The organism is Rhodococcus sp. YL-1, from assembly GCF_001942025.1.
In the GTDB taxonomy this organism is placed as follows: domain Bacteria; phylum Actinomycetota; class Actinomycetes; order Mycobacteriales; family Mycobacteriaceae; genus Rhodococcus_F; species Rhodococcus_F qingshengii.
Genome location: NZ_CP017300.1, coordinates 141429 through 166066, shown reverse-complemented (window position 1 = coordinate 166066; position 24638 = coordinate 141429). Strand labels below are relative to the sequence as shown.

25 protein-coding genes and 1 pseudogene are annotated in these 24638 nt (G+C 60.8%); 7 read left to right on the top strand and 19 right to left on the bottom strand.

Annotated features, from left to right (window positions below; translation table 11 throughout):
• Positions 1-43 precede the first annotated feature (43 nt).
• Together BH682_RS30470 and BH682_RS36830 are read right to left on the bottom strand one after the other, a co-directional pair.
• Positions 44-1234, bottom strand: a complete 1191-nt coding sequence (locus BH682_RS30470) for a hypothetical protein (RefSeq protein ID WP_125053040.1) — start codon at positions 1232-1234, stop codon at positions 44-46.
• A gap of 520 nt (positions 1235-1754) precedes the next feature.
• Complete coding sequence (locus BH682_RS36830; protein WP_232354265.1) at positions 1755-2738, bottom strand: DUF6884 domain-containing protein; 984 nt, start codon at positions 2736-2738, stop codon at positions 1755-1757.
• Positions 2739-3816: 1078 nt separating this feature from the next.
• On the opposite strand from BH682_RS36830, the gene istA reads away from it, so the two are divergent.
• The 5 genes from istA to BH682_RS30435 all read left to right on the top strand — a co-directional run bounded on the left by istA (position 3817) and on the right by BH682_RS30435 (position 9517).
• Positions 3817-5358 carry an IS21-like element IS1415 family transposase gene (istA, locus tag BH682_RS30455; RefSeq protein ID WP_030538069.1) on the top strand — a complete coding sequence of 514 codons (1542 nt, stop codon included), beginning with the start codon at positions 3817-3819 and terminating at the stop codon, positions 5356-5358.
• Positions 5358-6149, top strand: a complete 792-nt coding sequence (gene istB / locus BH682_RS30450; RefSeq protein ID WP_003944771.1) for an IS21-like element IS1415 family helper ATPase IstB — start codon at positions 5358-5360, stop codon at positions 6147-6149. The genes istA and istB overlap by 1 nt, the downstream gene beginning before the upstream one ends.
• Before the next feature lie 360 nt (positions 6150-6509).
• A complete protein-coding gene (locus tag BH682_RS30445) occupies positions 6510-7601 on the top strand; it encodes a hypothetical protein (RefSeq protein WP_047269110.1) in 1092 nt (363 codons plus the stop codon).
• Positions 7602-7667: 66 nt separating this feature from the next.
• Positions 7668-8933 (top strand): zinc-ribbon domain-containing protein, encoded by a 1266-nt coding sequence (locus tag BH682_RS30440; protein ID WP_075835706.1) that lies wholly within the window; start codon positions 7668-7670, stop codon positions 8931-8933.
• A 140-nt stretch (positions 8934-9073) separates the two neighbouring features.
• Positions 9074-9517: a hypothetical protein gene (locus tag BH682_RS30435; RefSeq protein ID WP_143542642.1), complete on the top strand. Its 444-nt coding sequence runs from the start codon at positions 9074-9076 to the stop codon at positions 9515-9517.
• Positions 9518-9592: 75 nt separating this feature from the next.
• Here the strand turns inward: BH682_RS30435 and BH682_RS30430 are convergent, their stop codons facing one another.
• The 8 genes and pseudogenes from BH682_RS30430 to BH682_RS30400 form a co-directional block, all read right to left on the bottom strand.
• Positions 9593-10081, bottom strand: coding sequence for a DinB family protein (locus BH682_RS30430; protein WP_064112179.1), 489 nt, complete (start codon positions 10079-10081; stop codon positions 9593-9595).
• 191 nt (positions 10082-10272) lie between these two features.
• Positions 10273-11313, bottom strand: coding sequence for a tryptophan--tRNA ligase (trpS, locus tag BH682_RS30425; RefSeq protein ID WP_064112177.1), 1041 nt, complete (start codon positions 11311-11313; stop codon positions 10273-10275).
• 200 nt (positions 11314-11513) lie between these two features.
• A pseudogene (locus BH682_RS37375) lies at positions 11514-11627 on the bottom strand (IS30 family transposase); the annotation flags it as partial.
• A 215-nt stretch (positions 11628-11842) separates the two neighbouring features.
• A complete protein-coding gene (locus tag BH682_RS30420) occupies positions 11843-12457 on the bottom strand; it encodes a PIN domain-containing protein (RefSeq protein ID WP_075835704.1) in 615 nt (204 codons plus the stop codon).
• The gene (locus BH682_RS30415) at positions 12454-13281 is read right to left on the bottom strand and encodes an ImmA/IrrE family metallo-endopeptidase (RefSeq protein WP_064112289.1); all 828 of its coding nucleotides are present in this window, start codon (positions 13279-13281) and stop codon (positions 12454-12456) included. Before BH682_RS30415 ends, BH682_RS30420 begins: the two co-directional genes overlap by 4 nt.
• On the bottom strand, positions 13278-13619 hold the full coding sequence (locus BH682_RS30410; RefSeq protein WP_064112288.1) for a helix-turn-helix domain-containing protein: 342 nt from the start codon (positions 13617-13619) through the stop codon (positions 13278-13280). The genes BH682_RS30415 and BH682_RS30410 overlap by 4 nt, the downstream gene beginning before the upstream one ends.
• A gap of 238 nt (positions 13620-13857) precedes the next feature.
• Positions 13858-14172, bottom strand: coding sequence for a hypothetical protein (locus BH682_RS30405; RefSeq protein WP_047269115.1), 315 nt, complete (start codon positions 14170-14172; stop codon positions 13858-13860).
• 149 nt (positions 14173-14321) lie between these two features.
• A complete protein-coding gene (locus BH682_RS30400) occupies positions 14322-14753 on the bottom strand; it encodes a hypothetical protein (RefSeq protein WP_047269116.1) in 432 nt (143 codons plus the stop codon).
• Positions 14754-15126: 373 nt separating this feature from the next.
• Here BH682_RS30400 and BH682_RS30395 point away from each other — a divergent pair, with 373 nt between their 5' ends.
• Together BH682_RS30395 and BH682_RS30390 are read left to right on the top strand one after the other, a co-directional pair.
• The gene (locus tag BH682_RS30395) at positions 15127-16524 is read left to right on the top strand and encodes an IS1380 family transposase (RefSeq protein ID WP_075835702.1); all 1398 of its coding nucleotides are present in this window, start codon (positions 15127-15129) and stop codon (positions 16522-16524) included.
• Between the two features lie 183 nt (positions 16525-16707).
• Entirely contained in the window at positions 16708-17106 is a 399-nt protein-coding gene (locus tag BH682_RS30390) for a hypothetical protein (protein WP_125053049.1), read from the top strand.
• A 9-nt stretch (positions 17107-17115) separates the two neighbouring features.
• Here the strand turns inward: BH682_RS30390 and BH682_RS30385 are convergent, their stop codons facing one another.
• The 9 genes from BH682_RS30385 to BH682_RS30350 all read right to left on the bottom strand — a co-directional run bounded on the left by BH682_RS30385 (position 17116) and on the right by BH682_RS30350 (position 24542).
• Positions 17116-18291: a DUF6545 domain-containing protein gene (locus BH682_RS30385; protein WP_075835698.1), complete on the bottom strand. Its 1176-nt coding sequence runs from the start codon at positions 18289-18291 to the stop codon at positions 17116-17118.
• Positions 18288-18821 (bottom strand): hypothetical protein, encoded by a 534-nt coding sequence (locus BH682_RS30380; protein WP_052959773.1) that lies wholly within the window; start codon positions 18819-18821, stop codon positions 18288-18290. The genes BH682_RS30385 and BH682_RS30380 overlap by 4 nt, the downstream gene beginning before the upstream one ends.
• Positions 18822-18859: 38 nt before the next feature.
• Positions 18860-19840 (bottom strand): nucleoside hydrolase, encoded by a 981-nt coding sequence (locus BH682_RS30375; RefSeq protein ID WP_317629226.1) that lies wholly within the window; start codon positions 19838-19840, stop codon positions 18860-18862.
• Between the two features lie 156 nt (positions 19841-19996).
• Positions 19997-20749 carry a hypothetical protein gene (locus BH682_RS30370; protein ID WP_047269119.1) on the bottom strand — a complete coding sequence of 251 codons (753 nt, stop codon included), beginning with the start codon at positions 20747-20749 and terminating at the stop codon, positions 19997-19999.
• Positions 20750-20948: 199 nt separating this feature from the next.
• Positions 20949-21374, bottom strand: a complete 426-nt coding sequence (locus BH682_RS30365; protein ID WP_075835694.1) for a hypothetical protein — start codon at positions 21372-21374, stop codon at positions 20949-20951.
• Positions 21375-21563: 189 nt separating this feature from the next.
• Positions 21564-22253, bottom strand: a complete 690-nt coding sequence (locus BH682_RS30360) for a hypothetical protein (RefSeq protein ID WP_047269121.1) — start codon at positions 22251-22253, stop codon at positions 21564-21566.
• Between the two features lie 55 nt (positions 22254-22308).
• On the bottom strand, positions 22309-22434 hold the full coding sequence (locus BH682_RS37130) for a hypothetical protein (RefSeq protein ID WP_256938233.1): 126 nt from the start codon (positions 22432-22434) through the stop codon (positions 22309-22311).
• 133 nt (positions 22435-22567) lie between these two features.
• Positions 22568-23536: a DUF4192 domain-containing protein gene (locus tag BH682_RS30355; RefSeq protein ID WP_047269122.1), complete on the bottom strand. Its 969-nt coding sequence runs from the start codon at positions 23534-23536 to the stop codon at positions 22568-22570.
• A 244-nt stretch (positions 23537-23780) separates the two neighbouring features.
• Entirely contained in the window at positions 23781-24542 is a 762-nt protein-coding gene (locus tag BH682_RS30350; RefSeq protein WP_047269123.1) for a hypothetical protein, read from the bottom strand.
• Positions 24543-24638: the final 96 nt, after the last annotated feature.

Below are 24638 nucleotides of genomic sequence, written 5' to 3'. Positions count from 1 at the left end.
GTAGCAGTGACAGTTACGGCGTAGCGGCACTGTCGATCGCTGCTCAGAGTGGCTGCGGGATCCTACTGATCGTGACCGCTGTGACGTTCTTTCCCCTGAGGAACAGTTTCCCCATCGTCTCGTAAGGGGAATATCCGCGCAGCGTGACGGTTCCGCCGCCTGCGTTCATCGCGCTGGTGACGATCTGCCTCATCTGTGGCAGTGCGACGTCGACCTCGACGTCGTCCACGCTGGTGGTGTTGACGATGGGGATGCTCTGTCCGCGCAACAAATCCCCAGCCACGGCAAGGTTGCTGCCCGATCGGGCGACCAACTCGATCGGATGTTTCGCGCCGTGGGATTGTCCGGTGTTTCGGATCTGGATGAATGCTCCGTCTGCACTGAATACTCGGGGCAGTACCGAGAGGAATCGGTCGAAATCGGATAGGTCTGCGATATCGAGATCCCAGCACCGCAAGCCGTCTGGCTCAGCGAGTGCATCGTCGAAATCGGGCATACCCGCTGTTTGAGCGTTGTGGATGACCGTCGTCGTGCCGTCAGAAATCTCAGTCTGGCAGGTGGAGTCGGTGACCGCTGCCGTCAAGGTCCATTGGTCTGCGCTCGATTTCAGCAGTTTCGCTGACGCGGCCAGTACTCCGATCCCCGTATACCCGATCGCCGCTCGCCGGCTTGTGCCGCCAATTGCGTTTAGCGTGACGGTCCCTGCGGAGTAGTCGCCGGCGACTGCGACAGAGATGGAGCCGTCGGCCGCAGTGCCAATACGGACATTCACAGCAGGTTTGGATCCTGTGGTCGCTGCGTGTGGCGCGAGAACGGCCAAAGCTTGTTTTAGTTCCGTCGGAGAAACTGCTGCTGTTGGTTGAGTATTGAGCAACTTCTCGTCTGACGAGTCGTGTTTGTTGGCACGCACTTTGAATTGACTGCCGAACCTAAGGAACCCATCGCTGTAGGTCAGCGCACTTCGGTCCGAACGTGAGCTTGAAGTCTCTACGATGGTCCGAATTTGGTTGTCCACGACCCACACGGGGGCAATGCGTTCGCGAGGACTCTTGGTCTCGTCTTGAGGTAACGCGGTCAGGACGGTCACCGAAGATCCCCAGGCATCTCGACCGGCGATTGTCAGGGTGTCTCCGTCGACGGCGATGGTGACGCCTTCGACTCTCTCAGGCAGCGCGTGGATCACCTTGATGGCGCCGACGACGGCCTTCGTGGAAATGGTGTTGGCTATGGACACGAAAGTCCCCTCGTGTTTGTAGTGCATTCTCCGATGGACTCAGGATCGCATAATGGCTTCCGGTCATGCGGCATACCGGCCCGTGTTCTCTGCGACCTAGATGCGTACGTTTGTGAAGCTCGGGTGCTGACTGCTACCGGCGGCGTTCAGATGGTGGCTTTCCACCATCCGCCGAAGTGCTCGGATTCCTTCGATGGCGCCAGGTCAGGTGCAATCACAACGAATCGTTCTATCGTTGGATACGTGGGTCCTCGTTGGCGTAGGTAGACCCTAGTGATGTTGTCGTCGACGACGGTTTCAGCGCTGGTTACGTTGGTGTCCAGCTGAGCCTCCCTGATCAGAGCTCGTGGATTCGACGATCTGCGGGAAGTGTTTCAAGGAAAGCCTTTTCGTTGGACAGCAACGCTGATTTCTACGTGCAGTCCATTCGAGTGCGCCAGGCTCGAATGGACTGCGCTCAATGGCACCGACTTGATCGGCCGGCGCAGGCCTGCGATATAGCCGATGCTTTGGCCGTGGGTCAGAGAGTCGTGATCCAGCACTCGACTGCGAGGCGGGCTGCTTCCTCCAAGTCTGAGAGCGGGACGATGACCTGGGCGTCAAGGTGTTCGGTGCGGTCGAAGCCGCCATCGGTCCGGCGAACACTCACTGCGGATCGGATTTCGGCAGTTGCCGAATCACCGCCGTCGGAGCTCAACTGCAGGTAAGGGCAGAATCCGGGATGGTCGTTCGATAGGTACAGCTCACGTCGATCTTCGGAGACGCTGAGGTCCAGGTCATCTGCGTCGCCATTGCTGTCGTTGGCGTACGCGATGAATGCCTTGGCGAAGGCCTCCGGGATTTCGGTCACTGTCATGGTCACTCCTGGTGTCATCGTGGGGTTAGGTGAGTGCCTGCGCACCGCATTCGGCGATGCGGGCAAGGCGATGTTGCTGGTCTCCGATACCTCGAGTTCCAGCCAAAGGGGTGCGGGCATTCGGCCAAACGGATTGCGCGATACGGGTGTAGCTGCGGCCACCGAGGACGACGACGTTGCGATGATCGAAGAGCCCTTGATCGATTGCCTGAGCTCTGCGGTGATCGATCCGGGGCTACCCATCCGCAAGTCGTACGGCTCCACCATCCTGTCGAGGGCGAGAAGACCGTGGAGCGCTGAGAGGATTCTGATCGACTCTGGGCTGGTCAGCGCCCGTGCAGCTTTGAGCCCGAGCCGGTGGTATCCGCTTCGATACATTTCGCCTGCAGGTGATGCGACGGCGGACTTTACGGCGCCGCAGGGAACCACCACCAGTGGTGATCCGTCGGCGACGACTGGGGTGATGTCGGCTGAACCGGCTCGTTCCGTTGTCTCGACTTCGAGGTCGTGCGCGATATGTTCCGCGATGGTCCAGTTCAGCCAGTGCCAGCCTTCGCGCTTGGCCAGTGCACCCTGATATCCGGCACGAAACGCTGCCGTCTCGAATGGTGCGGTCCACAAAAGCAATTGGGTGTTCGGCAGAGTCATTTCGATACGGTCATGGGGCCGGAAGATTCTGGTGTGAACAGGTCCAATTGCCAATGGGATCCCTGCATGTCGGCCTCCGGTCTTCGGACCGATACCGGGCACTGACACGACGAGTCCGACGTCGTTGATCAGCGCTGCTCCTGGTGTTGGCGCTGTGAGTGTGGGGTCGTCGTATCTATATTTCGCAGTAAAGAGTGCCATCGGTGCGTCCGCCCGTGATATTGGTTCGTGCAATGTGCTTGCACCTGTCCTCAACACGCTATGAACGGAGTGGAAGTGTTGCGGCACGGATGGATTCGCTCGCGCGGCATTGAATCTGAGGAGCAGGTTCGGGTTCAGTCGAGCTGATGTCTTTACGTGCCGCACCTCCCACCCAGCCCGGTCAGTCTGGGGTCACTCGATCGACTCGGATCGAGTCAGGACCTCGACGACCGAGGCGCCCCCTCTGAAGAATTGGATGATTGCGATGCCTAACGCCTCCCACACGCCGACAGCAGGGCACTTCGCTTGGCTACCTGAGCAGGTCCAGTCAAGTCGATCCGACCCCTTCTCTGCGGCTCAGGCATTTCACGAAGAGATTGACGGGCTACCTGAACCTCGCGACTGGTCGGATCGACGGTTCTGGGGCGGTGGGCTCGCCCTCGTGGTTGTTGGAGTGCTCGGCCGCCTGGACATGATCCGTTGGGAGTGGCCAGCATTGCACTAGCGCAGGGTGCCTGCCCGGTGTGGGTTACTGGGCTGCACGCCGGATTCCTGCTGCATGCCGCCAGACTCTGGGCGAATCCCGCAGGCCCAGTGTTCATGGCCGGTTTCGAGGGCAGACATCGCCTGAGAATGCCCAGCGGTTGAGGTCTACCTGCGACTCGTACTGCTTGCGCGGTGTATCCCTTGTCTCGTGCTCACGGCGTGTGTGATGACGCTACTGGGGCGATGTCGGAAGTCCTCTGTCGACGGCCATCGTAAGCTCCCCACTGGCGGCCATTTATGGCGCATTTTGTGGCCATGGTTTCTCCCCGCGTACGGCCAGATAGTTCCCCACCTGCTGTGAGTCAGATTCGGTCCCGGCAACGCTGGGTGGATGAAATCGAGCAGGGAGATCATGGAAATTTTGGAGGCGTACGACCTCACGGGTAGTTATCGGGCGGCGGCGGAGCTGGCTGGGTGTGATCACCACACGGTGGCCCGGTATGTGCAGATGCGCGCTGCGGGGCAGCCGCCGGACCGCCGGCGGCATCGAGCGCGGGCGATCGACGACTTTCTGCCGAAGATCGAGGAGTTGGTGGTCCGCTCGCAGGGCAAGGTCCGCGCGGATGTCATCCACGAACGGATCGTCGCGCTGGGGTTCACCGGCGGTGAGCGGACCACGCGCCGGACGGTCGCGGAGGCGAAGGCCCAGTTTCGGGCTGGTCGGCGGCGAGTGTATCGGCCGTGGGTAACCGAACCTGGGCTGTGGTTACAGTACGACTTCGGTGACGGGCCAACGATTTCCGGCCGGAAGACGACGTTGTTCTGCGCATGGTTGGCGTGGTCGCGATTTCGGGTGGTGATCCCGATCTGGGACAAGACATTGCCGACGGTGGCGGCGTGTTTGGATGCGACATTCCGCCGCTTGGGCGGGGTTCCGGTCTATGTCCTCACCGACAACGAGAAGACCGCGACGATCGATCACGTGGCCGGGATCGCGGTCCGCAATCCGGAGATCGTGGAGGTGGCACGGCATTACGGCACGACGCTGCGGACGTGTTTACCTGCTGATCCGGAGTCGAAGGGAGGAAGTGAGGCGACGGTGCGGATCGCCAAAGCCGACCTGTTGCCGAAGGAGGTGAACCTGCGCGAGCAGTATCACTCTTTCGGTGAGCTCGAGTCGGCTTGCCGGCAGTTCTGCACCGACGTCAACACCCGCGTCCACAGCTCTACTCGGCGGCGGCCGGTCGAGCGGCTGGCCGAAGAGTTGCAGCGGCTGCATCCGCTGCCGAAATCTCCGTTCACCGCGGTGTTCGGCACTACCCGGCGGGTGAACTGGGAGTCGACGATCTCGGTGGAAGGGGTGCGGTATTCGGTGCCGCACACGTTGATCGACACTCGGGTCTGGGCCCGCTTCCATGGTGAGGAGCTGATCGTGACCGCCGTCGACAATGATGGCGGTGCAGTCGAAGTCGCGCGGCACCGCCGCGGCCAACCCGGTTCACCGGTCCTCGACAACGACCACTACCCACCCCGCCCAGACCGCGACGCCGCCGACCGGGTGCCCAAGCCTCGTACCGCCGCCGAGCTCGCCTTCCTACAGTTGGGCCAGGGTGCCAACAGCTGGCTGGTCGAGGCTGCCGCCGCGGGAGCGCGCCGCATCAGGGCGAAGATGGCCGAGGCCGTGGACCTTTCGAAGCTGCACTCCCCGGACGCAGTCGACAGAGCGTTGGGGACGGCGGCGATGACCGGCCGGTTCGCCGATCGGGACCTGATCTCGATCCTCGACTACCAAGTCACCCACGAACACGCTGATCCGGTCCGTCGCAGCGAGAACCACACTCTGCAACCGGGCACCGCCGCCTGGTCCACCTTCGGCCAGACACCAGCGCCGGCCAGCCCAGCCACTACTGACGATGAAAGCGATGACGCCTGATGAGCACCCCTTTGCGCACTGTTACCAGCGCTAACGGCGACCCGTTGGCCGAGGCGATCGACCTGACTAAACGCCTGAAACTGCCCCATATCCGCAGGTCCTTGAGCGATATCATCCCGACCGCGAAAGCCCAACGCTGGGACCCCGCCGAAGTCGTGCGGGTTCTCCTCGCTGAGGAAGCCGCCGGCCGGGACCGGGCGAACCTGCACACTCGCCGCAAACGCGCGGGTTTCCCTACCGGCAAGACCTTCGGCGACTGGGACGAAACGAAATCGTCGATTCCCCGCGCCACCCAGGACGCGCTCCGCACCCTGGAGTGGGTCGGGCGGCGTGAATGTTTCTGCGTCTGTGGGCCTTCGGGAACTGGCAAGTCTCACTTCACCGAGGCACTCGGGCAGGCCGCAGTCGAAGCTGGGCTGGCGGTGTCTTGGTTCACCATCGAAGACCTCGGTGCCCTGGTCCGCCGGCACCGTGCCGACGACTCCATCGCCCGAGCCCTGACGAGGATCATCCGCTCCGACCTGATCATCGTCGACGACATCGGTCTGCTCCCGGTCTCTGAAGACGCCGCCGAAGGATTCTATCGCCTCGTCGACGCTGCCTACGAACGCCGAGCGATTGCCGTCTCGAGCAACCTGCACCCCTCCGGCTTCGACGAGATCATGCCCAAAACATTGGCCACCGCCACCGTTGACCGGCTCCTGCACCATGCGCACGTCGTCGTCACCGACGGCGACTCCTTCCGCCTCACCGAAGCCACCACCGGCAAGGGGGTGAAGCCCTTCAGCTAACCCAAATCAGAAAGCGGGTGGGGAAAAACAACTGGCCGCCACCGGGGAGAACCCGTGGCCACCAGCGGGGAGAACTACTGGCCGCCTACGGGGAGAACTTCGTGGCCATTGACAGTCCTCGAGTTTCGCGAATCAGGCATGATGTTGGGAAGGTCTTTGGGGCAGGAAAGGCCTTGTTCGCACCACCGGACAGCGTCGCGGTAGGCGCGGATGGATCTGGTCCTTCAGAGGAAACCGACGCAGGGGGTCGTGATGGGTAAGGCGAAGAGTAAGAGGAAAGTTGTTGTGCGGGAGGCACCTCCGAAGCACACTCCGGGAGCTCAGCTGCGACATGGACTCGCGGTTCGGCAGCGAGCAGAAATGGCGTTGTCGACGGGGCAGCTGAAGCCAGCGCAGATGCCGTTGTTGTTGGATGCGTTCGACGAGGCAGCTACGCCGGTCATGAAGCATCTGGAACCATTTGCTTTCTCGGTGTGGGAGTTGCGTAGTTTCCGCGCGTCGGGAGTTGTCGGCCCGACGTTGAATGGGTTGAGCAAATTCTATGGACAGCCAGTGGAGGTGCTCTCTGCGAACCCTGAGCGATATCTCGGGTTCAAGGGCGCTCTGGCCTTGTCTGACGAAGCAGTGGACGAGCAGGAGATAATCGTCATCTATTGCGGGTATCGGTGCACAAGCGGAGCAACATTGGACCGGCACGCTTACTTTGCCTCCGAGGAAATGACGGCGCTGATCCTGGCGGGAAGTGAGGGCTCAGCGGAAGTCGGTGTCACGATCGCTGATCTGCCCTCACCTTCTGGTGTCGCCTATCTGACGCAATCGGAGGGCGATCTGGTGTTGCTGTGGAACACCGTCGATGATCTGCTTTCGGTTCAGTTGGTGCCGACTACCGGGGCTCAGGACTTCATTGTGAATCAAGGTGAGATTCGGGAGGGCTGGGGATACAGGTTCGGCGATTACAAGTATCTGCCTATCCCAACTGCCGAGGCGGAATTGAGTTCTCCTGAAAGTGATTCCCCGCCGTCGCTTCAGAATATCGGCGGGTACACCCCAGGGATGCCCGATGACGCTCCGGATTGGTCCCGAAAGGGCATCTATCAGGGCTGGAGTTCTGAGCAGATATTGGCCGTATTTCTCTCGTTCACGCACATGCTTCGACAGGGAGCGTTGGTGGACTCGTCCACGATTCGCACCGCGAAGTCGTCATTGAGTGGGCGGCGTCGTCAGCCGGGGTTGGTGACGTATTTGTCGTATCGATCTCGCAGTGGCGCCCGCGCAACCGGTGACGATGGAGCACCGTCGCGGGTGTATTCGCACCGGTGGACAGTTCGGGGCCATTGGAAGCGGCAGTGGTACCCGAGTGAGCAGCGGCATCACCCGATCTGGATCTCGACGTACATCGCGGGACCGGAAGGTGCGCCGATCAAAACGTCCGACAAGGTGACTCTCCTTTGACGGGCGGTGCTGCCTACATAGCCGTGCTCATCGTGGTTGAACGGGCCAAGGAGTCGGAGGAGAACTATGCGTCTCAAGGATGAGCATCCGAAGTTGTTTCGTCAGCTGCATCCCACTCGCAATGCAGGGATTGATCTTGGTTCAGTAACGAACTCGTCGAACGACATGGTGTGGTGGATCTGCCCGGCCGGCCACGAATGGCGAGAGACCCCGTTGCAACGTCGTTCGGACATGGTGTGGAAGCAGGGCGACATTTACGCGTGCTTGTACTGCGTAGCCCCTGGTTGCACAGTGAACAGTTGCGGGCATCGCCGGTTTCAATCCGGCAAGGACTCCATCTTTCGGGTACTCGGGCATCCCTGTGACAAGTGTGAGATCACCGAGCATGCCCGCCGGATCCTTGACGCTCACGCTGACGATGTGCCGACTGCGATCGGTGTTCTCGAGAACAGCGCGTTGTACGCGTTGTTCTGTAGCCGGGGCTCCGAGGTCGTTGAATGGTGGGAGCACATTTTCCCGCTGGTAGAAGGGTATTTCGTTCGGATGCTCTGTTTGTACGTCGCGATCGACAAGGTGCAGTTCCGACAGCAGCGAAAGTGGACGGAATCAGCGGTGCTCGGTGCGTGCATGCTCCGAATCATCAAGGTACTACCGCAGAGTTGTCAGAAGGCGATGTATTCGGCCGTACCGGCGGATACTGGACACTTCCGTCAGAACTATATGCCTGACGTCTATCCGCACGAGATCGAGTGGGCGTTGAAGAAGGCAGGGTTCGATATCCTGGACACGCCATTGGGTAGCGATATCAAGGATAGGGTGCAATTCCTTGAGCAACAGCGCTTTTCCGCGAACGGTGAGATGCCGCCTGTGTATCTCAAGGACAGGCACTACCCCACGTTCGACCACGTTTCCTTCGACCGAGAAAAGGGCGCGTCCGCGACGCTGCAACATTTCCGGCCGATGGAGTTTTCGCCGCGAATTACGGCGGTGCGACTGACGCTGGGCGAATCCACACCTGCCGCCATGGACGATCCTCTCGGACGGAGCTACATCGGGTATGCGCCGGACCTCGCACCGGAAGAGCTGTGGGAGCGGGCGCGCGGGCTGTGGAAGCTGCGCGCTGACTACGTCGCGGCGTCATCGACCGCCTTGGTTGTCTTCGACCGAAAGGTCGTATTGGTCGCTTCGATCTCCGGTGCGTCTTTTCATCGTGACGCTCTGGCCATTGTCGGTGCCCCGAAATCGGATCACCCGCTGATCGGGCGTCCGGATCCGCTACACACGCCGAACCCTTTGGCTCACGGCACGTTCGATCAAGGCCAGGTCTCGTGACGAGAAGTAGTCATACTCGACGTCTCGATGGCGGCGCGTTTTCGGACGTACGCCGAACAGGTGACGTTGGGTCTTTGTTGCAGTTTCTGCTCGCGACCCAACCCATCGGTGAGGTGCAGGTCGTTGACGGATGTAGCGAGATGCGTCAGCATGTTCGATCGCATCCGTTGCCGGCGAGCCGTGGCGACGATGCGATGTGGGCGCAGTCGGCGGCAGCTGCGATGGAGAAGCCGCAGCGGGCGAGATCAGGCTTGAAGTCGTCACCGCGTGGACCGAAGTCGCCGGTGCAGTCGTGGACGGCTGTTCTCAATGTCTCGGCGGACGCTTTTGTGGGAGCGGGCGGTGACGTGTCGGTGCTATCGACTGCCGTGATGAGCCGGCTCGGTATCGCCTCTGATGATGGTTCGTGGAGGTGGATCGCGTTGTCCTTCCCTGTTGTCGGAAGGTTTATGCGGCGGGTTCAGCTGGCAGCGACACCACTCGATAGTCGTGATCCGACGTGGAGTCTGCTCGGCCACGAGAGTTGGGCACCGCGTGTAGCTGCGGCCGTCGTGGCGGATGCTCAGCGAGGGTTTCTGCTCTGATGTTCCTGCACAATGGATCCGAGCAGTCTTAACTGCACAAGCAGCGAACAGGACGATCCGTCTTGCGTTCGACTGTCAAAGTAGCGGCTTGTCGATCTGTTCGCGGAGGATATCGCCGTGACCTGCGTGCCTGGCGAACTCTTGGATCATCAGAAGCAGCGTCCATCGCATGCTGACGGTCCCTTCTCGGGGAGTGTCCATGGTGTCGTCGAGGTCGAAGCGGGAGGCGATCGCACGTGACCGTTGGCTAGCGCGCTCGAACTCGGCGATGACATCTGCCAGCGACTCGTCGCCAGCTACAGCGAAGGTACCTTCGTCTCGTCGGGAGTAACCATCGCATTCAGATTCGCTGAGTCCTGCCCAAAACCGTTGGAACCATATCCGTTCCGCGGCTGCCGCATGTTTGATCAAGGAGATCGGTGTCGTCAGCGATACGACGAGTCGTTGCCGGGCATCGCTTTCAGAGAGTCCGCGCACGGTCTCGATCAGCGCTTCGCGGTTCCGGTCGAGCGTGTTCTCGATGATCGATCGCTCCGTTCCGGCAGTAATTATGTTGTTAAACATGGTCTTTCACTCGATTCAGTAAGATGGCCGGCCAAGGATCTGTCGCTCGGCATCAGGCGAGGAGGGTTACGCAAAACGGCAATTCGCTGGGCGGGAGAAGCGAAAGGCCCGGGCGGGCTGGGCGGATTCCTGGGATCGCCGCAACACGATGAATGTCCAGCGTACTGGAGTGCGCAATGGGGTGGGGGCGATCAGTAGATGGTGCCCATCGCAGTTCGGACTTCATCGAGGGTCTGTTGGGCGATTTCGTTCGCGCGTTGGCTTCCGGCACGCAGTACGTCGGCGACATGGCGGTGGTCTTGGGTGAGGTCGTTTCTGCGTTGCCGGTGAGGAGCGAGGAAGTCGTTCACGGTTGTGGTGGTGAGCTCTTTGAGAGCGCCAGCGCCGGCGTCTCCGATCTGGGCGGCGAGGTCATGCTCGCTGCGGCCCGAGCACAATGCTGCCGTGGTCAGCAGTGCGGATACCCCGGGGCGGTTGATCGGGTCGAAGGTGATGCGGCGTTGTGAGTCGGTCGGTGTCTTACGGATTGCCGCTGCGGTGTCGTCGGCGGTCATCGACAGTGTGATGGCGTTTCCGTAGCTCTTGGACATCTTTCTGCCGTCGAGTCCAGGTACTTCGGGGCTCGAGGTAAGCAGCGCTTGAGGTTCGGGGAAGACCGGGCCGTAGCGGTCGTTGAAGCGTCGCGCGATGACACGGGTCATTTCGACGTGTGGGAGGTTGTCTTTCCCGACTGGGACGAGGTTGCCTTTGCAGAAGAGTATGTCCGCGGCCTGATGGACCGGGTAGGTGAGCAGGAGACCGCTGAGGGCACGCCCGGAGGCGGCGTGTTCGGCCTTGACTGTCGGATTGCGGTGCAACTCGGCCTCGGTGACCAGGCTCAGGAATGGCAACACGAGTTGGTTCAGTGCGGGTATCGCGGAGTGGGTGAAGATCGTCGCTCGTTGCGGGTCGATGCCTGCGGCAAGGTAGTCCAGCACTGCGCTGTACACGTTGTCGCGGACTTCGCCGATGGCGTCGCGGTCGGTGATGACCTGGTAGTCCGCGAGGATGATGAAGGTGTCGACGCCGCGCTGGTGCAGGCGAACCCTTTCTGCGAGGGTGCCGAAGTAGTGTCCGAGATGCAGTGGGCCGGTGGGGCGTTCACCGGTCAGGACTCGGTATCGGCTCGGGTTTTCGGCGATGTCGTCGCGTAGACGGTCGCTGCGTGCGGTGGTGGTTTCGAGGGATGTCACTGTAGGGCTCCTGAATGGTCAGGGGCTGTACGGAACCTCGGGCTCGGCCGGAATTCGACTTGCGCGTGGGCTGCATACAGCCCACGACATGGTTAGACGGGCTGCGAGAGCAGCCGCCACCATGCCTGTCGGATCACGAACACCTGGTCAGGCTAGCAGTTCATCCGGTGTCGAACGATGGTGCAATTCGGTCGCGATGGCTATGGAGACAAGTTATCGAGCAAACCGCGGAGGCGATTTTCGGGTGTACTCCGACCGAGCATGTTGCGGGGCCGGTTGTTGAGCTCGGCGGCGACTGCATCGAGATGCTCGCGACCGTATGCCATATCCGCGCTTCCCGCCGACTACCCCTCGGCTCACCGAAGGCGCTCGGGCCGTATGTAGTTCATGAATCGCGGACAGCCTGCAGCGGTGAGGGAACGGAACGAGAAAGAATCGCCCGCAAAACTGCCACCTTACCTGGGCTTCTGCTTTGAGGCTTCTAGTGTGACCTCTGCCAACTTTCAGCGCAGAGCAACTCTCTCCGGAACTATTTCCACACGGTTGACGACAGCAATTGCGTTCGGTCGATCGGGAGTAGACCGTCGTCGTTCTTACGAAGCTTGGTGTAGATCTCTCGCATACTTCCCTTGTCAGGAAGATGGATGCCTCCAGCGGCTTTCTCGAGGATCGTGACCGTATTCACTAGTGCGATCCCTCCAACGGGCTTTCCCATTTGACGAAGTCGGCTCAAACGCCGGATCTCCGTTGTCGCCAAAGCGGCGCCGCCTTGATCGTCGATGATCACTGTGACTTGGTGCCCGGCTTCGGCGTGGACCACCGCGTGCGCGATAACCATGGTTTCACCGAGATCTTTTGCTGTCGCCAACCGTTGTTTCCACGGTTGCTGGCTGATGCGGCCCAGGACGGCGATCAGTTCGGGCGTCGGATCATCGGGAAGCACGTCCAGCAGTCGTGAGGGGATCTTGTTCCAGACTCTCTCCACCTGGGCGAAGCGGCGGTCCTTCGCTGACTTGCTGAGCACCTCGTTGCGGACCGTTTCCGGAGTGCTGATCGGGCCCGTCGTCGCGAGCAGCAGGCGTTCTTTGTTGATGGCGAGAAAGTTCAGTGCCGGTCCGGCGTCGATGATCGGCCGTACTGTCATCCGGCAGGATCCTCGTCACTGTCGTCGTCCTCCCAGTCGGTGAAGTCGACATCGACTGTGGGCAGCGCAGCGGCGGAGGCCCACTCCGTCTGATGTTCGATGGGAGTGATTCCGTCTTCGTTGAGGCTCTCGACGACATCGCCGACGGGGATTCCACGGAGTGTGGCCAAAGTTTGTGCGGGCACGACGTTCTCGATGTATCCATCGATCGCCCGAGCCAACAGTTTTTGCGGCGCTCGACGTGTGTCGGACTGTGTTTGAAGTGATTCGTACTGGTCAGCCCACCCAAACCGTGCTGCTATCTGCGGTGTGGTCATCGCCATCCATTGGTCTTTGATGGGTGAGTCGATGCAGCCTGCGTGGTGCATCGCGATAGCCGCCACCGCCGGAGACACGCCGAAAAGCTGAACGCAGGTCGAGAGTGTCCTGAGGTCAGCTGATGCGCCACCGACAATTTGCTTCACACCGGCGACCGGGATCAGCAGATGTCGAGCGAAGGCATCCGCCCGGATCTCATGGGGTGGGCGGTTGTCACCGGTGTCCTCGATGGCCCAGTCGCCGAACACGACGTGCGCTAGCTCGTGAGCCAATGTGGTGCGTTGACGCATAGGGTTTTTGGTTCGAGCTACGGCAATGAACACTGCGTCGCGCGTGCTGTCACGCATTGTGAGTCCGTGTTCGTCCCGGCCACCGTCGAGTACTGCGACGTCATTGCCTGTCGTCTGCTCGATGAGCGCGACGAGGTCGGCGAGTGGCTGGTTGCCGAGCCCATGCTCGCGGCGAAACTCCGCCGCTGCATCGCGGCCTTCGATTTCTGGGTTCACAGGCAAACGCCGATGCCCTGGTCTTCGAGGTAGGCGTCGAGTTCGAGGAAACGGATCAGCTGCTCGCGCATCTGCTCCATGTTCGCACCGTTGGTGGCCCTGGCCGCGTACTGGACGCGGTCGGCAACCGTAGAAGTGCCTGTCAGCTCCGCCAAGGTGCAGCCGGTGGCCATGGAGATGGCGAGTAGTTCGTTCGCTTTTGCTGGCCGGGCGTCGGTGATGATTCGCGAGAGGGTCGACTGCGAGATGCCGGCCTCCTCGGCTAGCTTGCGCTGGCTCGGGATGTTGGCGGCGAGCCTCGCCTTCTCGATCCGTGTGCCGGTCGAGGGTGTGGTCATGACAGATACCCTCCTGAATCAGTTTGTCGATGTTTGATTCAGTGTAGATGTGTCGAGGTCATCCGGGCAATAGTGACCTTCGACAACTTGTGGACGAACCCCCAATAACGAGTGCCAAACACTCGCGCTCAGCACCCGTTCGGCCGTTCACAAGCCGCCGGACAGTGCCCACAGAAACTCCGAAATTGAACGCCTCGGAGGTTGGACCAGCCACTCGCCCTGCGTTCAACGGCAGGGGTCAGCGTTCGATCAACTCGATCGGATGGTCGAGATCGTATTCACCGATATAAGCAAATACGCGATCATCTTCGGGGCCACTGCCTTCAACGTCGATGAAACCGATATCGGCGTCAATGCCCTCGGCATCTGCCCTACGAATGATAACGTGGAGACCGGCGTCATTGGCATCCAATCCGATCTGCCGAACTTCGACCTCCATTTCCCGCTTGTCCCCCATCGTCGACCGGAGCCGGATGAGGGAACCAATCATTCGGCCACTGAGGTCAGCGATCTGCAAGGCCTTCACAGATTGTTCGATCTTCTTACGTGCCATGCCTTTGGCCTCCTTCGCTTGCACTGCGGCTTCCGCCGCCCAGGCATCACTATCACGCGCTCACGGCGCGAGTGCGGCACTCAACCAGCGCCCGACCGTCGAGAATCGATGACGAGAGTTCACCGAAACATGCTGGAGAATAGTGAATCTCAGATCTCGACCTCAGCGATCTGAGATTCGAAATGATCGAGCACCACAATCCGCGCCGATGTGCCGTTGTCGATCAAGCGCTCCGCAATCGCCGCAGCAAACGCGGTGGCGCAGCCGGCTGCTGCCCCAGCCACAGTGCCCGACACATCGACGACGTGCGCAACGTCGAGCAACCCGAGGGCCGGAACCTCGCCAAGCAATCGCAGCTCGCGCGTGAATTCGTCGTCGGGTCCGGCCCCAATCACGGCTCGCACCGTATGCGTGGACAACACATCCCCTCCGTCGGAAGTCTCGGTGACGGTGACCTGGGCTTCGTCCGCCAAGTGGAGGGACAAAGGAGTTCGGCGGATCGGCAAATCAGCGCACAGACTGTCCGGCCGCGGGCTGTCCCTGCGTGTACCAGCCAACTTCGATTGAACGATGATCTGCATGTTGAACCTCCAACGAATCGTGCGGGTTCACGATGAGCCCGCGACGACTCGACAGTGCGCGTACGGCTCGCGTTGTGCGGCACCACCTTCTGCGTGCTGGCCGAAACATTGATGGTGCAACGTCGGGATCGTCTTGCCAGTGCCTCGGACAGGTTGTAGTTCGTCGCAGGCTCCCCACTGTTGGTCCTTTTGTTGGAGACAGCCTGGTCCACGCTGCCTGCGGCGACGATCAGATAATCAAGCACGCACTAAGCCTGAATCCACCGATAGAACTTCCATTGACCGGAGTGTCTAACTGAAGAAAGTGCCCCCTGAACTGGGATGATTTGAGTTCTCACGCAACAAATCCACCAGCTCAGGAAAGGCACTTCCAGTGAAAGTGTCCCACAAGTTCGTCGAAGATTCCGCAGTGTTCAACGAGAACCACATCGTCTCGTGCGCGGGACTGGTCCCGGTGATGACGTTGGCCGAGCAGACCAGGCTCACGGACCTCCTCGCCGAGAAGATCTCGATCACCGCCACGAAAATCGCATCCGGGGCAGCGAATCCGGCACCAAAATTGGTGACACTGATCGCCGGGATGTGCGCGGGCGCGGACAGCATCGACGACATCGACGTCCTTCGCTCCGGCGGCATGAAGGAGCTGTTCGGCAACGTCTACGCACCCTCCACTATCGGAACACTGCTGCGTGAGTTCACTTTCGGGCACAATCGCCAACTCGAATCAGTGCTGCGTGAACACCTCATCTCACTCGCCTCCCGCACCGATATTCTCCCCGGACTCGTCGATCACGCGTTCATTGACATCGATTCGCTGCTGCGCCCCGTTTACGGCCACGCCAAAGAAGGCGCCTCCTACGGACATGCAAAAATCGCCGGAAAGCAGGTCCTCCGCAAAGGACTCTCACCGCTCGCAACGATACTCAGCACCGCCGATTCCGCACCGGTCATCACCGGGATGCGGCTACGAGCAGGCAAAGCCGCATCGGGTAAAGGCGCAGGCCGGATGGTCACCCAAGCCATCGTCACCGCCCGAAAAGCGGGTGCGGTCGGCACGATCCTCGTTCGTGGCGATTCTGCCTACGGCACCCGCTCCGTCGTGACCGCTTGCTTGCGCTCAAAGGTCGAATTCTCGGTCGTGATGGCCAAGAACACCGCCGTCGCGCGGGCAATCGATTCGATTGCCGAAGACGCCTGGACACCCGTGAAGTATCCCGGCGCGGTACGAGACCCCGAGACCGGTGACTGGATTTCCGATGCCGAAGTCGCCGAAACCACTTACACCGCTTTCACTTCCACCAAGACCCCGGTCGCCGCCCGGCTGATTGTGCGCCGCGTCAAAGACGCACGATTCCCGGATACGTTGTTTCCCGTCTGGCGGTATCACCCCTTTTTCACCAACACCACCCGGCTCACCGCCGACGCAGATGTCACACACCGCCGGCACGCGATTATCGAAACCGTGTTCGCTGATCTCATCGACGGGCCACTTGCACACATGCCATCGGGGAAGTTCGGGGCAAACTCCGCCTGGGTGTTGTGCGCGGCGATCGCCCACAATCTGCTTCGGGCAACCGGCGTTCTTGCCGGCGACCGGCATTCACATTCCCGCGGGGCCACGCTCCGACGCAAGATCGTCAACATCCCCGCTCGATTGACTCGACCGCAACGAAAACCGATCCTGCGACTGCCCACTCACTGGCCGTGGACCGCTGTGTGGCTTCGACTGTGGGCCAACACTATCGGGTACAGCCCGCCACCCATCACTTGAAATCTGACCGAATCGCCGACAGCGGCCCGACACTCGTCAATCGTGGAAAAGCTGGGTAGACCAGCGGTCACGCCCTGCCTGGAAACAGTTCTTGCTCGTGTCGTCGATTCGGATCAACTTTCACAAGCTCATCGGTGGATTCAGGCTAAGCTGATGGTTCTGACCATGGAACGGAGAGAGCTCATGTCCTCACGGGTTTCCCTCGCCGAGCGACTGCAGGTCTTGTTTCGGGTATGGCACCCAGCTAACGAGAGCGAAGAAACGTCGACGGACGCTGCTGCAGCGATCAGCGCTGCTGGACACCAGGTATCAGCTGAACAGATCGACGCCCTGCGATCTGGTGCTCAGACCGAAGCGGATCCAGATTTGCTTACAGCGATCGCCGTGCACTTCCGGACGCCCGCGAAGTATCTGCTCGATGACGATATTCAAGATCTGCACGAACAACTGCTGCTCCTCGAGCAGTTCCGGATGCGGAAGGTGCAGAGCATTCAGCTTCGCGGAGAACGCACTGATGCCGACCGCAGGGCGTTGCTGCGGGTGCTCGGAGAGGGTTCGGATAGCCCCTCAGCGGCCAGCTGAGGTTCCTTGTCAGGGGATATGCGCGTGTTCCTGTTCGCTGATGCTCGATTGTCGGAGGCGGCCGGCTAGGGACCAGTGCTGGGCGATGAGCATCATGGCTGCGATCGCAGATTCGGTGTCGTCAGGGGCGACCGGTGCAGTGGCAATCGGAGCCTTTTCATCGAGTGGGCTGAGACCGCGTTTACGTCGTTCAATGGCGTTCTGCAGCTGAGCTGCCTGATAGACCGCAATCGCTTGTGTCGGTGTGAGTCCTAGCTGGGCGAGTTGATCGTCCCAACGTCCATCGTTGATGGGTTCTGCGTAGTGGTTGAGTCGTTGGACAACGTCGAAAACCTCGCTGGTCACCCTCAGCTGACGTTGACTGTCAGTGAGTGTCCGCCGGTCTCGGATTGTTCCGAATACGAGATCGGGTTCCGTCCGTGTGATCGTCTTCCACAGTCGGTGGATTCTGAACTGGTCCCACAGTTCCCGACGCATGTCCGAGCGAAAAAATGGGAGCCCTGACAAGGTGACGGCGACGAGCATCATTACGGCGAATAGCCACCCGTTGGAGTTCGATTTCGCTTCGACAAGTCGTTCTCCTTTGCCGCTTCCAGTCAGGATGGCGACTGCCAGCATCTGCAACGATTCGACCAGCATGGACACGAAGAACACGATTACGCCGATCACGGTTACTTTCGTGGATGCGGTTCGGATCCGTTTCCAGCTTCGGAGATAGTCCAGGGTTACCCGGCCTAGTCCGTACGCGGTGAATGCGGCGTAGATCGCGAAGTAGGCCACTGCTTGCCAACCGCCGGTGAGTTCGACTGTTGTTTCTGCGGCGCGTGCTGGCGCCGAGAGGACGAGCAGGAGCACCCCGAGTGTGGTCGCGATGCAATAGAGCGTCGGCTGTTTCCAGTGGGGTTCGGTGGGATCCCAGGAGTTGTAGACACCGACGAGGGCTGCCACCGACCACAGGATCAGGATGTGTACGAGTGTCCGGGTGAGCGTCGGCCCGAGTATCGGGTTGAGAACTGACGCGACGGTGGGGTCTTTCAGGGTGAGCGCGATGCACGCGAAGGTCAGTGCGTGGGTTAGTCGAACGTCGTAGTTGTTGAACCTCAGCAGTGTTGACCGCGCTGCCAGCACCGACCACACGAATAGAAGGATGAGCGCGTGCAGGGGGGCGGGGATTGTGTTGGTCATCCGTCTTCACCTCGGACGAATGTGTTGAGCATTCGTGTGTGGCGGGTGTCTTGGATATCCCCGACTGCGCGATCGATGAGCAGTGTCGCGAGGTATTCAGCTTCGTATTCACTGCGAGCGGAGAAGCCGCTGCGTCCGAGTATCCCGCGGACCGCGTCGGGATCCAGGCCTGGTAGCCATGCGGACAGCCCTTCGATGTCGATCGACGTGGTTGGTGGCCCTGACTTGGCGGGAACTGGTATCTCGAGGTCGTGGTCGAGCAGCATGTGGCCGAGTTCGTGGCAGATGACGATATCGATGTGCCAGGACGGGGAGTCCTCTGGGTAAAGCAGGTAATCGGTTTCGTCAGAGCTGACCCACAGGCCGCATACTTTGCCTTCCATCACGTGTTGTGGCACTGGGGAGAGCACTATCGGGTGTCCGCGATCGTGTGCGATCTGTTCGACCAGTTTCCGGCTGTCCCAGGGATCGGGCAAGGTCAGGTTGTCGAGCGCTTTCCGCACTTTGCGTTTGGATGCCGTTCGAAACATGCTGCCACCATCGCCTTTCGAAGAACTGTGCGTTCCGTTCAGTGCTTTCCCGAACCTGCGAGGGTGCGGGCGACTCGGTTTCGGATCGCGGCGTAGTCGAGGTCGGTTGCCATCTGGTGCACTGCGGACCGATCGTCAGGGTAGTGCCCCCACAACGCAGACCGGCCGTCGGCACTGTGTACTTGTGCGGTAGCCGAAACGCTGGACAGGATCACCGTGGGATCGAGCATGACGGACGTGGCGACACTGTCGTGGGAGGTGTAGATCGGCTGCTCAGCGCCGTATGTGTTCGTGCAGTAAACGTGATAGTCCTCGGTGATGGTCTGAATGAAACGCGCAATATTCGATGTCGACGTGAGGGTTTGCAGATCTGCCCACCTCAGTCGTAGTCGGCCTGTGACGTCCATGCCTACCCAGGTCACTGGACCGGGTGTCGCAGCCACTGTCGCGGCGGCGGCTGGGTCGTGGTTGGTGTTGGTATCGCCTTTGGCGAGGAATTTCGGTTGCGCGGCGGCGACGATTTCGCGGCGATCGGCCGTGCCCATTCCGCCCATGATGGTCACTGATCTGAACTGCCGAAGGATCGTCGGATCGCGAGTGATAGCGGCTGCAATGTTGGTAAGCGGTGCAAGACACAGCAGGTCGACCTGGCCGGGTCGTTCGCGTCCTGTCCGGAGGATCTGGTCGACGGCGGTTTCGTCGCTCAGTCGAACAGAGGGTGGCGGCTGGAGTCCGCGACCGCCGAGCCCGTCGCTTCCGTGTGGGGATGGTGTCGTCGGTGCTGGCCCGGGCCGGGGGCTCCCTACGCATACCGGGATGTCGGTGCGGTTGACCGCAGCGAGGACTGTCAGCACGTTCTGAGCGGCCTGGTGTTCGGTGCAATTGCCGAAGACGGTGCCGATGCCTATGACGGACGTGTCTGGTGCGTTGAGGGCTGTCAGTATTGCGAGCGCGTCGTCGACTCCGGTGTCGGTATCGACGAGTACATGCCGTTCCGGGGTGTTCATTTCGGCGGTCACGCGGCCCCTCCCATGTCTGTGCGTTGGCGTCACGAATAGTAGTGACTTCGCTGATCAGATCATTGACGGCCGTCTGGTGATCGTCGGACAGCGTCGTCGCGGCGAAAGCGTCCACCGATCTGACACCCGCCGTAGGTGCCAGATCAGTGGAGGTGTCTAGCTGATCAAGAAGCAGTCCGGCACGATCCGGTCGGCCTCTGCCCACTCGTCTCGGACGTACATCCTTGCGCTTCGCAGGGCGCTCACGACTTCCTCGAAACCGTCGCTGTCTGCGAGTGCCAGCAGGATGTTCGCTATCGCGTCCGAAGCGGCCTCCGTCTCGCTCCTCGAATCCCCGAAAGAGCGTTCGGTGTCGAGAAGTTTGCGGCCCGTCCAGATCGCCCGTGTGAGGCACGTTTCGGAGCGTTCACCGATCTCGACGCTGATCCGTACCGGGCTGGTGACCGCGACCGCGCGGGCGGTCTGCTCGACCCACCCGGCTACTGCATCGCTTCCTTGTGCGATCACATCGTCGGGTACGAGGTATTCGACCCTGGTCGCGACCGCAGTTGCGGCGCGGCTCTCTCCGCCGACCACCATGCGGTGCGCATTCGACGTGAACTGTTCCGTCGACGGGAGCGTGACTAGCTCGCCCGCATCGACGCCGACCGTTGTATCCAGCATGTCGCCGTCGTTGACGACGAACCGGATCGACTGTCCTTGCGGTGCGTCGACACCGACCAGCAGTGTTCCGGGAGTGACGTTCGAGCGGTGGGCATAGATCTTTGCGTCGACGCCTTCGACTCGAGTTTCGATCAGCCCGTCGGTGTCGGTGTCGGTGTGGTCGGCACCCGTGCCCGGGGCCGAGTCGTGGCCGGGTGTGTCCTGCTCTGCGCTTCCGTGCGAGCCGGGGTTGTTGTCGTAGCCCATTTCGTTGTCTCCTAGATCGTCGGGAATCTGACGCTTTCGATTCCATCTCGTCGATCTGATCTGTGCGGCAACGGGTTTGAATATCCAATGCCCCGGAAGTGCACTCGATGAGGATCTGCCCACATCTAAATTTCCGGGCAGCGAAACAGCTTTCACTACTTGCCCGACACAGGATGTCCTGTCGGGCAAGTAGTCGAAGTCAGGCGACGATCCGGGGTTCTTTGCCGCTGTAGACGACCTTCAACTCAGTCCCTGATCCGAGACCGTCGGTGTGCGAGGTGAGTTCGTCCGCGTACTCCTCCAAGAACGTTTTGGGGAGGGTGATCTCATCGGAATCGCCGTCGCAGTAGTCGACTTCCACCTCATCGGAGAAGAAATATCCGTTTTCCCATAACTCCGTGGTGAACCTAACTCTCCGAAGGCCCTTTCGCTCTCCCTGCTCGCCCACAGCGACCTCGAGTTCATCGAACAACGACCGTGGGTCATCCACGCCCAAATCGAGTGCCAGAACCGGCGCGAGGAGCACTCCGATCTCCGCGAGGACCGCCCGGTCGCGGACGGATTCCCTGAGAAGGTCCCCCAAAGTGGCCATAGCCGCGCCGCCCAATGCCTGTGTGTCACCCATGTCGATTCCTCCTGGACTGTTTCGTTGACAGACCCAGGATCAGGGTGCCGGCGCGAATGTGCGGCACCTTGAGTGTCTCGCCGCACCATCTTGCTTGTGCCCGGTTCCGTCGGACGGCTTCGGACAGGCTGCGCAATTGAGGCGTTGCCCGTCCCCTCTCCCCGGCGGGCAACACCTCAACTGTCCTGATCAGTGGTTCTGCGCACCAACCTGGTACACCTCCCACTTCACTCCCCCGGCATCGGCCCACTGCTCGAGTACGATGGCATCGTCTGCGGTCACATCGACAGCGCGCTCACCGAGCGCACCAGCATCGACCAGATTCTTGGCAGCCGCACGTGCCCATTCCGCAAGGATCGGGGTCGCTTCCGCCTCCGAACCCACCACCGCGACCTGGTCAAACATATTGTCATCATGGCCTTGCATCTGGACGACCCATGCTGCGGCGAGTGCATCATCGCCGTACACGATCTCGCCGGATTCTTTGCGAACCTGACCGCCAACTACGCGCAGTCGCCACCGATCGTAATCTTCGCTTTCGCAGGTGATTTCACCGTTAACATCGCTCTCCGCGAGAGCTGAAAGCACCGCGTCGATTTCGCCGGGATCGGAGTGAACCCCTTCCCCAGATACAGATACGATGTATCGACCACCGATCAGCGCATTCCACACCTCTGTGAAGTCGTCCGGATCTTCGGCCAAACCAAGGACTTTGGCCAACGCCCCAGCTATGACCGCACCCGCGTCTTCGTCTCCGTCGGGGGTCAGCCCGAGCGCGGAGATGTCTTGCAACTTGCCGACCGCGTAGGCCAGAGCGGCGCGCCCTTGATCGTTGTCCTGCACAGAAAAGTTCGCAGACGAATAGATGCCAGATCCCATGTCGTTCCTTCGCTTTCATTGACTACGAGTTGAGGTTCTGACGATTCCGTGTCGCTCACGAGTGCGCGTCACGGCATAGGTCGTCGGGTGGGCGGGCCTCGAAGTTGATCTGCACCAATCCGCCTGCCCACATTGCCTTCGAACTACGCGCATTGAGGACAGGGTCAGCCGCGTTGTCCACAGCTGAGCAATCTCCACCTAGGACAGCAGATGGGCGGTTACGACCGACCGAGAACACACGTTCGGCGGACCGAAGGCGAAACACCCTGTCCCACCGCCGATAGCGGCGGTGGGACAACCACTTCGGATCGCGATCAGTCTGGTACGACGATTCCGAGTTCCGCCAGAATCTGACGCGACGGCGCGAGTGCTTCCTCGAATTTCGTGGGGTGAATCTGCATATCGAGTGCGTACGCCACCATCAGGGCAAGAGAATGCTTGGGTGCTTCCCGCTGAGCTTCCTCGAGCGCCATACGCAACAGCGCTCCGTCGCATGCGAAGTAGGCGAGAACTGCGACAATCGTCGCAGCTTCGGCCCGTGCCGGTCCACAGACCCGACGCGTTACGTCCGCAAAGACAGCGCGTGCAGCCTCACGGCGCCCGGTCAGACCGATAGCCACTACCGCGTCGCGAACACGTTTGTTGAGCAAGCCGCCCGCCAGCTTCGCCACATCGGCGTCAGAGAGTGGGTGGCCGTTCATATGGCGGTCCATCGCGGCGAGAACAGCACGCACGGCCCGCGCCGCTCCTGCATTGGATGGGGCCTTACCTGCAACGATATTGGCGCCTGTGGCAGTTACTTCGATTCGCAGTTCTTCACGGTCGCTGGCTACACCTCGACCTCGTTCGATCAACGAGTCCAGCGCGGCGGGACATGTAGTTGGGTCGTCGATAAGGCCCTCAGTCTTGCTGCTGTGGTCGATCCATCGCTCACCAAACGCGATCCGATCTACCTTGATCGTTGCCGTCACGTACATTCCGTCGGCCAGGCATGCCGCTGCGACAGCGTTCAAGGCGTCGTCTCGCCGAGAATTCACGCCGATTCCGATCAGTGCCACCATGTCTGCACGGTCGTCCTCGTGGCCCACCAGACTCGAAATATCGTGCTCAGCAGCGCGTATTGCTGCGTCGAAATCGATCCGCACAGCTGCCGCGAGAGCGCCCTTTGCGAGTCTGACCACGACCAGGCATTCGTCCGGGGTGAAACCGAAGAATGCCGGTACAGCGGTGACAAGTGCTCCCGCACCTCGGATCGCCGCATTGTTCTTGGCCACAGTCGCCATCTCGCTACCCCGTTTCTACGAACTCGCTGGTTGATTACGTTCAGAGCTTGTTCGCACCAGCCCGGCAGTGCGGCACGCGCACGAACGCCGGCGAACGCTGTTGCTGCAGTTCGCACCGTCTTTCGCCGCATTCGATGAGCGGACAGGATGCTCGTAGCCACTCGACCTGCCATGCAGGCAGCGGACAGGCTCGGTTACGGCGGATTCGGTGTGCAACTGCCATCGCAACTGCACACCGAATCGATCAGGATGCGGCCCAGCCGTAGAACAGCCAGCCGGCCTGCTTAGTGCCGAGGAATCCGTCGCACGTCTTCCGTTGCAATGACACCGATGCTTTCGCGTTCACGTCCTTCGCGGTCAGCGTCGCTTTCACCAGCGGTTGACCATCTACACGGCGGGTGATCGAGATGACGTCCAGATCAACAGTTTCGGCCAACGAGGTGGCCCCGATCCCCTTCATCGCTTCCCTCGCAGCCGCCTGGGTTCGGTGGCCGAGCGCCCACGCTGGTAGCTGGTTCTGGTTCGAACTCACCACGAAGTGGCGAGTCTCCCGCTGTCCGGTGGTCGTGGTGATCTTCGCACGTCTCGTGACGTTGGTTTCCCGAGCTATCAGGAACCAATCCGCAACCTCGTCTTCCGACCGCCCCAGCTTCTTTCCCAGTGCGGAGCGCAGTGCATCGTGGTCTGAGTACACCGACCACGGCACCTGGAGGCTCACTGTTACCCGTCCGTCGTTTTCATACACCGGTTGTCGTTCTTCAAGAAGTGGAATCGCTTCGCATGCACTCCATTTGTCGAGTCCGTCCACGCGGTCGCTCGCTAGAGTGAATGCGGCGGCCAAGCTCATTGGGGGAACACGAACGGGATTCACTCCCCGGGTCGTGCTGATGGTGCCGTTGTAGCCGTTGTTTCCGTACTCGAGTACCGCCTCGGCACACAAATCTTCGTAGACCGCCTCAACGTCACTGTTCGTGTACACCACTTCATGGAAATCGTGACCGCCCATGCTTACTCCTGTTGCTCGCGTGGATATTTCGTCTCCACACTCACTCCAGCGGCCAAGCGGCGCGGCACCCCTGATCACCCCGGACAGCTCGCCGAC

Bases quoted from the DNA above. Each gene is read 5' to 3' on its own strand.
- BH682_RS36830 (WP_232354265.1), bottom strand. From the start codon at position 2,738: ATGACTCTGCCGAACACCCAATTGCTTTTGTGGACCGCACCATTCGAG.
- istA (WP_030538069.1), top strand. From the start codon at position 3,817: ATGAAATCGAGCAGGGAGATCATGGAAATTTTGGAGGCGTACGACCTC.
- istB (WP_003944771.1), top strand. From the start codon at position 5,358: ATGAGCACCCCTTTGCGCACTGTTACCAGCGCTAACGGCGACCCGTTG.
- BH682_RS30445 (WP_047269110.1), top strand. From the start codon at position 6,510: ATGGCGTTGTCGACGGGGCAGCTGAAGCCAGCGCAGATGCCGTTGTTG.
- BH682_RS30440 (WP_075835706.1), top strand. From the start codon at position 7,668: ATGCGTCTCAAGGATGAGCATCCGAAGTTGTTTCGTCAGCTGCATCCC.
- BH682_RS30435 (WP_143542642.1), top strand. From the start codon at position 9,074: ATGCGTCAGCATGTTCGATCGCATCCGTTGCCGGCGAGCCGTGGCGAC.
- BH682_RS30430 (WP_064112179.1), bottom strand. From the start codon at position 10,081: ATGTTTAACAACATAATTACTGCCGGAACGGAGCGATCGATCATCGAG.
- BH682_RS30420 (WP_075835704.1), bottom strand. From the start codon at position 12,457: ATGACAGTACGGCCGATCATCGACGCCGGACCGGCACTGAACTTTCTC.
- BH682_RS30410 (WP_064112288.1), bottom strand. From the start codon at position 13,619: ATGACCACACCCTCGACCGGCACACGGATCGAGAAGGCGAGGCTCGCC.
- BH682_RS30405 (WP_047269115.1), bottom strand. From the start codon at position 14,172: ATGGCACGTAAGAAGATCGAACAATCTGTGAAGGCCTTGCAGATCGCT.
- BH682_RS30400 (WP_047269116.1), bottom strand. From the start codon at position 14,753: ATGCAGATCATCGTTCAATCGAAGTTGGCTGGTACACGCAGGGACAGC.
- BH682_RS30390 (WP_125053049.1), top strand. From the start codon at position 16,708: ATGTCCTCACGGGTTTCCCTCGCCGAGCGACTGCAGGTCTTGTTTCGG.
- BH682_RS30385 (WP_075835698.1), bottom strand. From the start codon at position 18,291: ATGACCAACACAATCCCCGCCCCCCTGCACGCGCTCATCCTTCTATTC.
- BH682_RS30380 (WP_052959773.1), bottom strand. From the start codon at position 18,821: ATGTTTCGAACGGCATCCAAACGCAAAGTGCGGAAAGCGCTCGACAAC.
- BH682_RS30370 (WP_047269119.1), bottom strand. From the start codon at position 20,749: ATGGGCTACGACAACAACCCCGGCTCGCACGGAAGCGCAGAGCAGGAC.
- BH682_RS30365 (WP_075835694.1), bottom strand. From the start codon at position 21,374: ATGGGTGACACACAGGCATTGGGCGGCGCGGCTATGGCCACTTTGGGG.
- BH682_RS30360 (WP_047269121.1), bottom strand. From the start codon at position 22,253: ATGGGATCTGGCATCTATTCGTCTGCGAACTTTTCTGTGCAGGACAAC.
- BH682_RS30355 (WP_047269122.1), bottom strand. From the start codon at position 23,536: ATGGCGACTGTGGCCAAGAACAATGCGGCGATCCGAGGTGCGGGAGCA.
- BH682_RS30350 (WP_047269123.1), bottom strand. From the start codon at position 24,542: ATGGGCGGTCACGATTTCCATGAAGTGGTGTACACGAACAGTGACGTT.